This window comes from Streptomyces albus subsp. albus (assembly GCF_000719865.1).
Classification (GTDB): Bacteria; Actinomycetota; Actinomycetes; order Streptomycetales; family Streptomycetaceae; genus Streptomyces; species Streptomyces albus_E.
In genome coordinates this window covers 126,289-137,952 of the sequence record NZ_JOID01000014.1, presented here as the reverse complement: position 1 = coordinate 137,952, position 11,664 = coordinate 126,289, and the positions used below count along the sequence as shown (strand labels likewise).

The 11,664-nt window shown below is 76.4% G+C and carries 14 protein-coding genes and 1 riboswitch; of the genes, 3 read left to right on the top strand and 11 right to left on the bottom strand.

Features of this window, described 5'->3' with window-relative positions; translation table 11 throughout:
- Positions 1–20: 20 nt before the first annotated feature.
- From IF83_RS0115740 to IF83_RS0115715, 6 genes are all read right to left on the bottom strand, one after another.
- Positions 21–266 (bottom strand): DUF2277 domain-containing protein, encoded by a 246-nt coding sequence (locus tag IF83_RS0115740; protein ID WP_030544815.1) that lies wholly within the window; start codon positions 264–266, stop codon positions 21–23.
- Positions 267–395: 129 nt separating this feature from the next.
- Positions 396–1,448 carry a phosphatidylinositol-specific phospholipase C domain-containing protein gene (locus tag IF83_RS0115735; protein WP_030544814.1) on the bottom strand — a complete coding sequence of 351 codons (1,053 nt, stop codon included), beginning with the start codon at positions 1,446–1,448 and terminating at the stop codon, positions 396–398.
- A gap of 256 nt (positions 1,449–1,704) precedes the next feature.
- Positions 1,705–2,577: an energy-coupling factor ABC transporter ATP-binding protein gene (locus IF83_RS0115730; protein WP_030544813.1), complete on the bottom strand. Its 873-nt coding sequence runs from the start codon at positions 2,575–2,577 to the stop codon at positions 1,705–1,707.
- The gene (gene cbiQ, locus IF83_RS0115725) at positions 2,574–3,323 is read right to left on the bottom strand and encodes a cobalt ECF transporter T component CbiQ (protein ID WP_030544812.1); all 750 of its coding nucleotides are present in this window, start codon (positions 3,321–3,323) and stop codon (positions 2,574–2,576) included. Before cbiQ ends, IF83_RS0115730 begins: the two co-directional genes overlap by 4 nt.
- A 6-nt stretch (positions 3,324–3,329) precedes the next feature.
- A complete protein-coding gene (locus IF83_RS32110) occupies positions 3,330–3,863 on the bottom strand; it encodes an energy-coupling factor ABC transporter substrate-binding protein (RefSeq protein WP_078843508.1) in 534 nt (177 codons plus the stop codon).
- The gene (locus IF83_RS0115715; protein WP_030544810.1) at positions 3,860–4,567 is read right to left on the bottom strand and encodes an energy-coupling factor ABC transporter permease; all 708 of its coding nucleotides are present in this window, start codon (positions 4,565–4,567) and stop codon (positions 3,860–3,862) included. The genes IF83_RS32110 and IF83_RS0115715 overlap by 4 nt, the downstream gene beginning before the upstream one ends.
- Before the next feature lie 29 nt (positions 4,568–4,596).
- A riboswitch (cobalamin riboswitch) is annotated at positions 4,597–4,788 on the bottom strand.
- Between the two features lie 249 nt (positions 4,789–5,037).
- On the opposite strand from IF83_RS0115715, the gene IF83_RS0115710 reads away from it, so the two are divergent.
- Positions 5,038–5,238: a hypothetical protein gene (locus IF83_RS0115710; protein WP_030544809.1), complete on the top strand. Its 201-nt coding sequence runs from the start codon at positions 5,038–5,040 to the stop codon at positions 5,236–5,238.
- 90 nt (positions 5,239–5,328) lie between these two features.
- On the opposite strand, the gene IF83_RS0115705 is transcribed toward IF83_RS0115710, so the two are convergent.
- Both IF83_RS0115705 and IF83_RS0115700 read right to left on the bottom strand, forming a co-directional pair.
- A complete protein-coding gene (locus IF83_RS0115705; protein WP_037680116.1) occupies positions 5,329–5,739 on the bottom strand; it encodes an SH3 domain-containing protein in 411 nt (136 codons plus the stop codon).
- Positions 5,740–5,864: 125 nt separating this feature from the next.
- Positions 5,865–7,262 (bottom strand): hypothetical protein, encoded by a 1,398-nt coding sequence (locus IF83_RS0115700; RefSeq protein WP_030544807.1) that lies wholly within the window; start codon positions 7,260–7,262, stop codon positions 5,865–5,867.
- A gap of 217 nt (positions 7,263–7,479) precedes the next feature.
- Between IF83_RS0115700 and IF83_RS0115695 the strand changes: the two genes are divergently transcribed.
- Entirely contained in the window at positions 7,480–8,775 is a 1,296-nt protein-coding gene (locus IF83_RS0115695; RefSeq protein ID WP_051722814.1) for a molybdopterin-dependent oxidoreductase, read from the top strand.
- A complete protein-coding gene (locus IF83_RS0115690; RefSeq protein ID WP_051722805.1) occupies positions 8,739–9,332 on the top strand; it encodes a hypothetical protein in 594 nt (197 codons plus the stop codon). The genes IF83_RS0115695 and IF83_RS0115690 overlap by 37 nt, the downstream gene beginning before the upstream one ends.
- A 251-nt stretch (positions 9,333–9,583) precedes the next feature.
- Here IF83_RS0115690 and IF83_RS33740 read toward each other — a convergent pair whose 3' ends face one another.
- From IF83_RS33740 to IF83_RS0115675, 3 genes are read right to left on the bottom strand one after another with little or no spacing between them, the layout of a single operon-like run.
- Positions 9,584–10,258, bottom strand: coding sequence for a class I SAM-dependent methyltransferase (locus IF83_RS33740; protein ID WP_078843507.1), 675 nt, complete (start codon positions 10,256–10,258; stop codon positions 9,584–9,586).
- The gene (locus IF83_RS33735) at positions 10,255–10,905 is read right to left on the bottom strand and encodes a TIGR04282 family arsenosugar biosynthesis glycosyltransferase (protein ID WP_030544803.1); all 651 of its coding nucleotides are present in this window, start codon (positions 10,903–10,905) and stop codon (positions 10,255–10,257) included. Before IF83_RS33735 ends, IF83_RS33740 begins: the two co-directional genes overlap by 4 nt.
- Positions 10,902–11,660: a glycosyltransferase family 2 protein gene (locus IF83_RS0115675; RefSeq protein WP_037680114.1), complete on the bottom strand. Its 759-nt coding sequence runs from the start codon at positions 11,658–11,660 to the stop codon at positions 10,902–10,904. Before IF83_RS0115675 ends, IF83_RS33735 begins: the two co-directional genes overlap by 4 nt.
- Positions 11,661–11,664 lie beyond the last annotated feature (4 nt).

Sequence of the window (11,664 nt, the reverse complement as noted above, 5' to 3'; positions counted from 1 at the left end):
GGCCGAACGGCGGCCGCCGGTCAGCGGGGCGGCGGGGTGCCCTCGCCGGCCCGGGGGGTGCGGCCGCGGACCTCCAGGCCGGCCAGCAGTTCCCGGGTGGCGGCGGCCACCGCCTCGACGGCCTCGTCGAACGCGGCCCGGTTGTGCGCCGCCGGGGCGCGGAAGCCGGAGATCTTCCGCACGTACTGCAGGGCGGCGGCCCGGATGTCGTCCTCCCCGGCGTCCTCGGTGAACGGCGGGCGGAGGGTCTTGATGCTGCGGCACATGGCTCCAGTCTGCCCCCGTGCGGGCCGGCCGGTACGGCTTCCGCGCGGATCCGCGGAGGCCGTACCGGCACGCCGGGACGGGAACACGCGAGCGGGACCGCCCGGTCCCGTGCCCGCGGGCGGCTGCGCTCAGCCCCGGGGGACGACCAGGGACAGCACCTGCGGCAGCGGGTACCAGTCGGAGGTGACGATGCTGGCGTGCCGGGAGGCGAGCAGCGCCACCCGGTCCCGGGCCTCCGCCTCGGAGGGGTTGACGGCGTCGATGGCGGGGGCGACGCCGTGCGCCGAGGTCATGATCAGCAGGTAGTGCCGCTGGTCGTACCAGGCCGTGTCGATGGCGCCCGACGCGTAGTCGCCCGCGTTGCCGTCGAAGACGACGAACCAGGGGCGCAGCGACGCGTCCCCGTAGCGGCCGGTGCGGGGGTCGCCGGCCTCGGCGTGGTGGACGGCGGGGAAGGCGCCGGCCCGGTCGAAGGTGCCGGCGGCGGCGAGGTCGCGGAGGTGCGTGGCGTATTCGCGGTCGGTCCACAGGGTGTCGAGGGGGTTCTCCTCCTCGACGGTCCCGGGAATGAGTTCGACCAGGAACTTGCCCGCGAGTTCGTCCCGGGAGGGCCAGCCGCCGGCCCGGACCGCGTCGTCCAGGGTGGCGTGGCCGCCGCGGATGTCGGCGGGGCGGAGCAGGGCGTCGCCGAGCTTCTCGCCGAGCAGGGCGTCGAACTCGTCCGGTCCCCGGCCGCGGTTGGCGGCGAAGCCGTCCTTCATCTCCACCTTGAGCACGACCGGGCGGTGCCCGGGGTTGGCGTCGTGCCAGGCGCGGATGTCGGCGAGGCAGCCGGCGAGGCTCTGGTTGCGGGACCTGGTCCGCAGTTCGGCGGCGGAGGCGGCGTTCTCGCAGTTGTTGTCGTTGCCGAGCGGGTTCTCGTGGGAGACCCGCCAGCCGCGGCCCAGGGCGTTGGTCCAGACGTCGAGTTCCAGCAGGGAGGCGCCGGAGTCGAGGGCGTCGGCGAAGTACCGGTACTTCGCCTTCTCGTAGGCGTTGTGCACGCCCACGGAGGTGGTGGCCGCGTAGGACGGGCCGGCGGCTCCGGCGCCGCCCGGCGCCGCCGCGGCCGCCGCGGGGAGGGAGGCCAGGAGTGTCGCGGCGGCGGCCGCGGTGAGGGCACCGGTACGGATTCTGCTCATGCTGCTGTACCCGCCTGTCGGAAAAGTGAGGGGTGGTCAGGTGCACGACAGGTTAGGGGTGTTGCGCGGGTGACGGCAGAGGGCCGTCCGGTTCCGCCGGGCTGTTCCCCCGGCCGTCACGGCCGGGCCGTCCCCCGCCCGCCGGCCGTTCTCCCGGCCGGGCCGCGGCGTGAGCCGGCCACTCGGTCCGCTCCGGCCGGCCGTGCCCGGCGCGGCGCCGCAGCCCAAGGGGCCTCGGAAAGGGGTGCGTTCGCGCTCACGGCCGCCGTCCCGGCCCGCGAGCCGGTCCCGGGCCCGGTGCGGCCCACCGCATCAGGTCCTCCGCCGTCCGCGGGCCCTCCGCCTCCTCGCCCAGCAGCCCGTGCGCGCGCAGCACGCGGGCCGCCGCCTGCCCCCAGGGCCGGCGCAGCCCGGCCGAGGCCAGCAGCGCGCTGTCGGCGAGCAGCCCGGGGGCCGGGCCGGTGCGCGGGCCCTCCGGGGTGAGGATCGCGGCGTCGTCCGCCCAGCGCAGCGCGAGGTCCACGTCATGGGTGGCCATGACGACCGTGGTGCCCGAGGCCCGCAGCCGGGCCAGCACCTCCAGCAACTGCTCCTGGCCGTGCGGGTCGAGGCCCGCGGTCGGTTCGTCGAGGACGAGCACCCGGGGCCGCATCGCCACCGCCCCGGCGATGGCGGCCCGCTTGCGCTGGCCATAGGAGAGCAGATGGGTGGGACGGTCGCGGAGCGCCGCGATGCCGAGCGCCGCCAGGGCCTCGGTCACCCGCCGTCCGATCTCCTCCTCGGGCAGTCCCAGGTTGACCGGTCCGAAGGACACGTCCTGGCCCACGGACGCCGCGAAGAGCTGGTCGTCGGGGTCCTGGAGGACGAGTTGCACGGAGGTGCGCAGCCGCGTCAGCGCGGCCCGGCCGCGGCCGACCGGGGCCCCGTCGAGGCGGAGTTCGCCCGCCGAGGGCCGCAAACCGCCGGTGAGCAGCCGCAGCAGCGTGGTCTTGCCGCTGCCGTTGCGGCCGAGCAGGGCCAGGGCGCGGCCGGGGCGGACGCCGAAGGTGACCCCCGTCAGCACCGGGGGGCCGTCCTCGTAGGCATATCCGGCGTCGGCGAGTTCCACCACGGGCGGTACGGCGGTCACGGCAGGTGCCTTTCGAGGACGAGGGTGGCCGCCGCGAGCGCGGCGAGCAGCAGCACGGAGCCGGCGACGAAGCGCCGGGAGACGGGCGCGCCGGTGACCAGGACGCGCAGCGTCCCGTCGTAGCCCCGGCCCGCGAGCCCCTCCTGCATCCGGGCCGCGCGCGAGAACGCGCGCAGGAACACCGTCGCTCCCTGCCCGGCCAGGGAGCGCCAAGCGGCGGCGCGCGTGCTGTGGCCGAGGCGGGCGGCCTGGGCCTGCCGCACCTGCGCGAGGGTGTCCAGCAGGAGGAAGGTGATGCGGTGGGTGGCCAGCGCGACGTCGGTCACGGCGGGCGGCACACCGGCCCGGGTGAGGCGCGGCAGCAGATCCGACAGCGGCGTGGTGAAGGCGAAGAGCAGCACGCCGAGGGAGGCGGCCGAGGTGCGCAGCAGCAGCCGTCCGGCCTGCGCCGGGCCGTGCGGGGCGAGGGACAGCAGGCCGGGCTCCCCGCCCAGTTGGACGAGGAGCGGCAGCGCGCCGGTGACGCAGAAGCCGAACGGCACGCGGTACGCCCGCCAGAGCCGGCGCGGCGGCACCCGGGCCGGTCCGAGGAGCGCCGTGAGCGCGGCGGCGGCGATCAGCGGCGCGCCCGGCCAGGGCGGCAGGGCCACCGCCAGGACGGTCAGGCCGAGGGCGAGGACCGCCTTGTCCACGGGGTGGCGGCGGCGCCAGCGACTGCTGTGCGCCGCCGCGTCGATGGGCAGCACGCGGGGCTACGCGGCCGGGCGGCCGCCGGGCCCGGACGGCCCCCCGCCGTCCCGTTCCCCGGACGCCGGAGCCCCGGGGGCCGGCCCCGTGACGCCCGTGGCCCCGCCGGCCGAGGGCACCTCCGCGGCCGCTCCCGCTCCGGGGCCCGGGCCGCTTGCGGCGTGTCCGGTACCGGCCGCCCCCTCCGTACCCGCCGCGGCCGTGCCGCGGCCGGCCGTTCCCGCCGCTCGCGCGGCGGCACGCGCCTCCCCCTGGCGGCGTCCGCGGCGCAGCCCGAGGCAGTAGGCCAGCACCCCGGCGCCGATCGCCGCCTGCAGGGCGAAGAGCGCCGACTCCACTTCCGCGGACGGGGGTTCGTAGAGCGGGGCGAACCAGGGTTCGTAGCCGGGCCGGAGTTCCTCGACCGCGGTCTCGGCCTGCGCGTCGCTGCCGGTGAAGGGCTCCTCCATGCCGTCACCGAGCCCGAGGACGAGCGGGAGGGCGGCCAGCAGGGCGACAACCGCCAGCAGCAGAAGGTTGGTCCGGGTGTTCCGGCTCATCGGGTCACCGCCTTCTCCGGCCGCTCCGGACGGGCGCCCCCGGCGGCGGCCGGCAGGCCGAGCCGGGCCAGTGCGGTCCCGTCGGCCTGGCTCAGCAGCCGGATCACGAGCACGGTGAGAATGCCCTCGCTGACGGCGAGGGGGATCTGGGTGACGGCGAAGACGGAGCCGAACTTGACGAGGGCGCCGGGCAGTCCGGCGGTCGGGTCGGGAAACGCCAGGGCGAGCTGGACGCTGGTGACGCAGTAGGTGCTCAGATCGGCGGTGAAGGCACCGCCGAACACGGCGGCGGCGAGTGGCGCGCCGAGCCTCCTCGCCAGCCGGTAGGCCCCGTATCCGGCCCATGGGCCCACCACGGCCATCGAGAAGACGTTGGCCCCCAGGGTGGTGAGTCCGCCGTGCGCCAGCAGCAGGGCCTGGAAGAGCAGGGTGATGGTGCCGAGCACCGCCATGACCGGCGGCCGGAACAGGATGGCACCGAGCCCGGTGCCGGTCGGGTGCGAGCAACTCCCCGTCACGGAGGGGATCTTCAGCGCGGACAGGACGAAGGTGAAGGCTCCGGAGGCACCGAGCAGCAGGGTGCTTTCCGGATTGTTCCTCACCTCGCGGTTCAGCGACCGTACGCCGTGGAGGACGAAGGGGGCGGCGGCGGCGCTCCAGGCGACCGCGTGCCAGGGGGGCAGGTAGCCCTCGGCTATATGCATGGGAAAGCGGACCTCTCCAGCACCTCGTGGATGGACGACGCGCCCTGGCCGGTCTCCTGGCTTACGGGTCATGCCGCCCGGACTCCGCCTTCCCGGGCGCCGCGGTGCTCCGCGGCATCCCAGTGGCTCCCAGAGGGTGGAACCGGACTTCCCGATCACAGTGGCGAGGGCCGCACCGGTTCTTCACCGGTTTCCCGTGCACCAAGGCCCTGTGACAGTAGTGCGCCGCGCGCGAGGAGGACAAGCCGGTCGCCCTGCGGCACATCCCACACCGGACGGCGCCCGGGGGCCGGCGGCATCCGGAGGCACGGGAGGAGGCACCGGCACCGCGGGGGCCGCCGCAACCCCCCGCGAGCGGCCTGGCGGCCGGGCACCCGCCGGATATTTTCGCCCGTTTCACACCTTTCGCCCTGGGCACACGTCCGGCGTCGGCGGGCTCTGCCCGCACTACCGACGAGGAGGTGACGGCCATGCCGGAGCCCGGCAGCAAGAAGTACGACAGGAAACGGGCGAGGCTGCGCAAGGAGGCCGAGGACAGCGGAGTGCCCGACCAGCAGGCCAACAAGGCGGCGGACAAGACGCTCCAGAAGGACCCGTCCATGCGGAGCCGGGGGCCGCGGACCGCACGCGGTCTCGGACCGAAGGGTGAACGGCCGGAAAGCCTCGGCTGACGGCCGCCGGAACGGCGGCGGGCCCGGTCCCGGCGGACTGTCTCCGCCGGGACCGGGCCCTGTCTCACACCCGGGTGTGAAGAGGTGGGGTCACCCCTTCGCCATGCGGGCCTTCCTGCTGTTGGTCAGCGGGTGGTGGTGACGGTGGACGTCCTTGCACCACTTCACATGACCGTGGACGTGCACGTAGTGCCCGCTCACCCAGGCCTCCTTGTGGCGCAGGTGGTACCAGATCGGGTCACCGTGGATGACCTGGGCGCGCACCTTGCACTTGATGCCGACCTTCTCATGGCGGTGGAGCTGGCCCACCACCGAGGAGTCGGTGCTGGGGTACTGGCGCTCATTGAGCACGTTCGCCTTGACGACCCCGTACGGCTTGTGCGGGTGGTGCGGGTCGGCCTGGACGGGCGCCGCGGCGAGCAGCGAACCGCCGACCAGTACGGCCGACGCCGCGGCGCCGGCCGCGAGCCCCGCGGTGCGGGACTTGAGCGTGTTGAACATGGGCAACTCCTGTTCTGCCAGGAATGTGACAAGGCGTCGCTTTCCTTTCGACCCGGGCATGAAACCGAAAGCGGGGCAAGGTCCACCCAGAGGGTGATACCGGTCAATTCCGGGTCGACGTGTCGTCACCAACCCGTGAGCAGAAAGTGGTTGAGAAAGAGCGCTGTCGCCGCCTGGAGCAGCAGCCAGCGGCGGTGGTGGCGGGCCGGGAGGAGAGCGGCGGCCGGGAGGAGCCAGAGGGCGAAGGGCAGCCAGATCCGTTCCGTCTCGGCCTTGCTCATCCCGGAGAGGTCCGCCGCCGCGATCATGCAGAGACCCGCCAGGGCGAGCAGCACCACACCGCAGGCGTCCAGCGCGCGTCCCGACCGCAGCCGGCGGGCCGTCTCGGCGGTGCCGGTCAGGGCGCGGCGCAGCCCGGCGACGGAAGCGGCCCCGGCGATGACGACCGCGTTGGCGAGATTGCCGAAGAACCAGTAGCTGTACGGGCGGATTCTGGCCACTCCCTGGTAGTAGCGGGTGACCAGCAGGTCGTATCCCTCGTACCACCAGAAGCCGGCGGCGGTGAACGCGGCGGTGACGGCGGCCACGCCGGCGAGTGCCGGGAGCACCGGGCGCACGGTGCGGCCGTGCAGCAGCACGGCGGCCGCCGGGACGGCCATCAGCACGAGCCCGTACGAGAGATGGACGGTGAGGCCCAGCAGCAGCCCGGCCGCCAGCGCGGTGCTCAGCGGACGGCGCGCCGCCGGCCGGCACGCCAGGGCGAGCAGCGCGATCCCCCAGGCGGCGACGGCCGCGAAGTAGGCGTCAGCGGAGACGCCGGCCCAGACCGCCGCCGGGGCGAGCACGGTGAACGGCGCGGCCCGGCGCGCCCACCGCTCCCCCGCCACCGCGCGCAGCGTCACCAGGACCGCCGCGGCCGCCGAGCTGCCCGCGAGCAGCACCCACACGGCGGCCCAGGCGCCGCCGCCGAGCCCGATGCGGTCGAGGCCGACGAAGGTGAGCACGGCGCCCGGCGGGTGGCCCGCCACATGGGCGGGCCAGTAGTCGGGCGAGGTGAGCAGGATGTGATCGGTGAAGGTGCGCACGGCCGCGGCCGGATCGGCGGCGATGCGGTCGACGGCGAGCAGGTACTCGTGCTTGGCGGTGAGCCGGCCGGCGACACCGCGCCGCCAGCCGTCGATCAGCGCCAGCGACAGGGTCCAGGCCAGCGAGGCCGCCCAGGTCGAGAGGAGCAGCCGGCGCCAGGGCAGCCGCCGGGCGAGCACCGGGCCGTACCCGATGACGGCGGCCGCCACGGCGGGTGCCGCCACCGTGCCGGGGCCCGCGTGCGGCATCCAGTGCGCGTAGAGCGGCGGCCACTCCACGTACAGGACGTCCACGGAGCGCTGGATCAGGATGCCGGCGACGGCGACCGCGGCGACGAAGAGCGCGGCGGCCGCCGCGGTGAGGAGGTCCGCGCGGGCGGCGGACCGCCGGGGACACAGGCGCTCACGGGCGGGCGCGGGGGTGCGGAGGTGGGTCACGCCGTCACGCTAGGGGCCGCTCCGGCGCGTGCGGCCGGGCACACGCCCGGTGTCACCGTTCCGTCAGATCCACGCCGCCCGCCGTGTGATGTCAGCGTTTCGTCACGGGCCGGGGCCGTGGCCGCGGGCTCCGGCGGGCCTACGGTCGTGGACGGCGGACGCGGGCCTCCCGCGGGACCACCACACGGAAGGCTGGGCGATGGAGGGCGGCTGCGCGATGGACGACGGCGGGGAGACGGTACGGGGAACGGTGCCCGACGGGCGGGCCGGCCGGGCACCGGGCGGCCCCTTCCGGCCCGGTTTCTGGCGCAGTCCGCTGCGCGGGCCCCGGCTGACGTCCGTCCTCGGGCTCGTCCTGCTGTGCGGGGTGAGCGTCCTGTTCGTGACGGGGCTGCTGTCGTACGCGGCGTACAACCCTGGTCTGGCCGGGAACGACCGCACACCGGACAAGGGGCTGCTCGGCTTCTTCCTGTTCCCCTGGCCGACGGATCCGCACTGGCTCTACCGGTTCACCCAGGGGGTCCATGTGACGCTGGGGGTGGCCCTGGTGCCGGTGCTGCTGGCCAAGCTCTGGTCGGTGATCCCCCGGCTGTTCGCCTGGCCCCCGGTGCGTTCCCTCACCCATGCCCTGGACCGGCTGTCGCTGCTGCTGCTCGTCGGCGGCGGGTTGTTCGTCTTCGCCACCGGGATCCTCAACATCCAGCTGGAGTACGTCTTCCCGGGTTCGTTCTACCCGCTGCACTTCTACGGCTCCTGGGTCTTCACGGCCGCCTTCGCCGCGCACGCCGCGCTCCGCGTGCCGCGCGCCCTGCGGGTGCTGCGCGGCCGCCGGGCCCGGACGGAGGAGGAGGCCGCCGCCATGACCGCCCTGGCCGCTCCCGAGCCGGCCGCGCCGACCCTGTCCCGCCGGGGCGCGCTCGCCGCGGTGGGGGCGGGCTCGCTGCTGCTGGCCGCCACCACGGCCGGGCAGAGCCTCGGCGGGCCGCTGCGGGCCACCGCCCTCCTCGCGCCGCGCGGACGGGAGCCCGGCGGCGGCCCGAACGGCTTCCAGATCAACAAGACGGCCGCCGCCGCGGGCATCCGCGCCGCGGACATCGGTACGGACTGGCGGCTGACGGTACGCGGCGGATCGCGCGAACTGGTGTTCACTCTCGAGGAGTTGCTGGAGCTGCCGCAGCGCCAAGCCGCGCTGCCCATCGCCTGCGTGGAGGGCTGGTCGACCTCCGACCAGCTGTGGAGCGGGGTCCGGCTGGCGGATCTGGCGGCGCTGGCGGGCCGGGAGCGGGACGCGCCCGGGGTGTTCGTGGAGTCCGCGCAACGCGCCGGCACCTTCCGGTCGGCCGCGCTCCGCGCCAACCAGGTGCGCGACCCGCGTTCCCTGCTCGCCCTGCGGGTCAACGGGGCGGAGCTCTCGGCCGACCACGGCCGTCCGGCGCGGGTGATCGTGCCCGCGAACCCCGGGGTGCACAACACCAAATGGGTCACCCGGCTCACCTTCGGGGGCAACCCGTGAGGCGCCTCCCGCCGCTGCGGGCCGGCGAACCGCCGTGGTACCCGCCGCTGCTGCTGTGCTCGTTCGCGCTGACCCTGTACGCGGGGACGCGCCTGCTGGGCGGTGACGATCCGCTCGGCGTCGTGCTGTGGATCACCGGAGCGGCCCTCCTGCACGACCTGGTGCTGCTCCCGCTGTACACCGCGGCCGACCGCGCGGCCGGGGCGCTGCTGCCGCGCCGGCGCCGGCCCGGGGCGAAGGGCGGAACCACACCGTCGGACGTCACCCGGGCGGGGGCTCCGCACGGGGCGGGGGCTCCGCACGGGGCGGGGGCTCCGCACGGGGCGGGGGCTCCGTACCGGGCGGGGATCAATCATCTCCGGATCCCCGCCCTGTTGTCGGGGCTGCTGCTGCTCGTCTGGTGGCCGCTGGTCACCGGCCCGCCGGCGCGGTTCGAGCGGTACACCGGCCTGAGCGGGGAGGGCTTCACGGAACGCTGGCTGCTGGTGACCGCCGCGCTCTTCGCGGTGTCCGCCGGCTGGGCCCTGCTCTCCGCCCTGCGCCGCGCCCGGCACTGAGGACGCCGCCGGCGCCGCCCCGCCGGGCCCGGGGCGATGACACCGGGGCCCCGTCCGCCCGCCCCGGCGGCGACCGCGCGGGGCGGGCGAACCACACGGGAACGCCGCACGGCGGGCGGCCGGGGCACGGAGGGCCGCGGCCGAAGCCCGTACGGCCGGAGCGGAAGGGCGGCAGCCGGCGCGGCCGGGACCGGGAGGCAGCGTCGAAGCGCCGCCCCGGCCGCCCTCGGGAACGGCCGCCCCCGCGCCGTTCAGGGCGCGCGGCGCAGGGCGGTGAAGTGGCGGCGGGAGGCGGTCCATTCCTCCGTGACGCGCCACCCCTCGGCCCGCGCCCTGCGGGCCAGGGCCGGGCCGCCGATCCGCGCCCAGGGGAAGACGGCGCCCCGGGCGCCGCCGCCGTCGTCCAGGTGGACCCGGGCGCGCTCGTCGACGTCCGTGCCCGCCGTCTCGACGAGCAGCAGCCCGCCGGGGACGACGATCTGCGCCACCCGCCGCAGCAGCGCCGACGGGTCGCCGCCGATGCCGATGTTGCCGTCGATGAGCAGCGCCGTGCCCCAGCGGCCGCTCCCCGGCAGCCGGTCGAACACCGACCGGCGCAGCGCCGTGCCGCCCGCGCGGACCGTCCGCGCGACGGCCGCCGGGCTGGGGTCGATGCCGAGCCCGGGCCGCCCCAGCCGGGCGAGGGCGGCGACGAGCCGGCCGGGGCCGCAGCCGATGTCGAGGACGGGGCCCTCGCAGCGGCGCAGCACCGTCATGTCGGCGGCGTCGGCGCGCGAGCACCAGCGCTCCACCTCCAGCGGGAGCAGCCCGCCGTCGTCCCGGCGCAGGAACAGCGGGCCGCCGCCGGAGCGGAGCGCGGTGTCGTACGGCCCCGCGTGCCATGGGTCCGTACGGGTGGTCTCCGGGGCCGGGTCCCGGGCGGTCACCGGGCGGGCGCCCGGAGCAGTCCGGCCAGGGCTGCGGCGAAGTGCCCGTCCGGTGCGGCGGCGGCCGCCAGGGCCGCGTCCTCGGGGGTGTCCACGTCGCGCAGCGCGGGCAGGTCGCGGACGCGCAGACCGGCGTCCGTCAGCCGCCGCCGCTGCACGGCGCCGGTCACGGCCGTGGACATCGGGACGCCGCGCAGCAGTTCCGGCGCGGGCCGGGCCAGGCCGAGCGCCCAGAAGCCGCCGTCCTCGGCGGGCCCGAACCAGGCGTCGCAGTCCTCCCAGGCGCCGGGGGCCAGGGCGGGCGCCAGGAGGCGGGTGGTGATCTGCGGAGTGTCCATGCCCAGGAGCAGGGCCGGGCCGTCGTCGTGGGCGAAGGCGGCTGCGAGCCGCTCGTCGAGCCCGCCCGCGCCCTGCGGGACCACCTCGATGCCGGGCGGCAGCCACGGTCCGGGGCGGCCGTCGAGCACCAGGATCCGCCGCCGGGCGGGCGCGGCGAGCACGGTCTCCAGGGTGTCGCGGAGGGCGGCGGCGGCGAGCCGGGCGGCCTCGTACGGGGTGTAGTGCGGCGTCAGCCGGGTCTTGACGCGGCCGGGCACCGGCTCCTTGGCGATGACGAGCAGGGTGGTCGGGGCCTGCGGCGCGCTCATCGGCACCCCGCCCCCGCGGGCGCCGCCTGGGCGCCGGGGCCGGCCGCGGGCTCCCGCAGGACGGCGCGCATGTCGCGGACCGCGTGGAGCGTGCCGCGCCAGGTGCCGGTCACTTTGGAGGCGCCGGTTCTGGGCCGGTAGGGGACGTCCCGTTCCTCGATCCGCCAGCCCGCGTCGGCGGCCCGTACGACCATCTGCAGCGGATAGCCGCTGCGCCGGTCGGTGAGGCCGAGTTCCAGCAGGGCCTCCCGGCGTGCGGCCCGCAGCGGGCCCAGGTCGCGCAGGGCGACTCCGGTGCGGCGGCGGATCATCCGGGCCAGGACGGTGTTGCCGGCCCGGGCGTGGAGCGGCCAGGCTCCTCGCCCGGCCGGCCGTCTGCGGCCCAGCACGAGATCCGCCTCCCCCGCGGCGACCCGTGCCACGAGGCCGGGCAGCAGTCCGGGGTCGAGGGAGGCGTCGCAGTCGCAGAAGCAGACGATGTCGGCGTCGGAGGCGAGCAGCCCGGCGTGGCAGGCGGCGCCGAAGCCGCGCCGGGACTCCGCCACCACCGTGGCGCCGTGCTCGCGGGCGATCCGGGCCGAGCCGTCGGTGGAGCCGTTGTCCACGACCAGGGCGCGCCAGCCGGCCGGGACGCGGCCGAGGACCCAGGGCAGGGCCCCGGCCTCGTCCAGGCAGGGCAGCACGACGTCCACGCGCGGGCGGCCGGTCACGGGCGGGCTGGTTGCAGGCGTTGTCGATTCGGTCACGGCCCCCACCCTA

Bases quoted from the DNA above. Each gene is read 5' to 3' on its own strand.
- IF83_RS0115690 (WP_051722805.1), top strand. From the start codon at position 8,739: ATGGGTCACCCGGCTCACCTTCGGGGGCAACCCGTGAGGCGCCTCCCG.
- IF83_RS0115715 (WP_030544810.1), bottom strand. From the start codon at position 4,567: ATGCATATAGCCGAGGGCTACCTGCCCCCCTGGCACGCGGTCGCCTGG.
- IF83_RS0115695 (WP_051722814.1), top strand. From the start codon at position 7,480: ATGGACGACGGCGGGGAGACGGTACGGGGAACGGTGCCCGACGGGCGG.
- IF83_RS33735 (WP_030544803.1), bottom strand. From the start codon at position 10,905: ATGAGCGCGCCGCAGGCCCCGACCACCCTGCTCGTCATCGCCAAGGAG.
- IF83_RS32110 (WP_078843508.1), bottom strand. From the start codon at position 3,863: ATGAGCCGGAACACCCGGACCAACCTTCTGCTGCTGGCGGTTGTCGCC.
- IF83_RS0115740 (WP_030544815.1), bottom strand. From the start codon at position 266: ATGTGCCGCAGCATCAAGACCCTCCGCCCGCCGTTCACCGAGGACGCC.
- IF83_RS0115705 (WP_037680116.1), bottom strand. From the start codon at position 5,739: ATGTTCAACACGCTCAAGTCCCGCACCGCGGGGCTCGCGGCCGGCGCC.
- IF83_RS0115735 (WP_030544814.1), bottom strand. From the start codon at position 1,448: ATGAGCAGAATCCGTACCGGTGCCCTCACCGCGGCCGCCGCCGCGACA.
- IF83_RS0115710 (WP_030544809.1), top strand. From the start codon at position 5,038: ATGCCGGAGCCCGGCAGCAAGAAGTACGACAGGAAACGGGCGAGGCTG.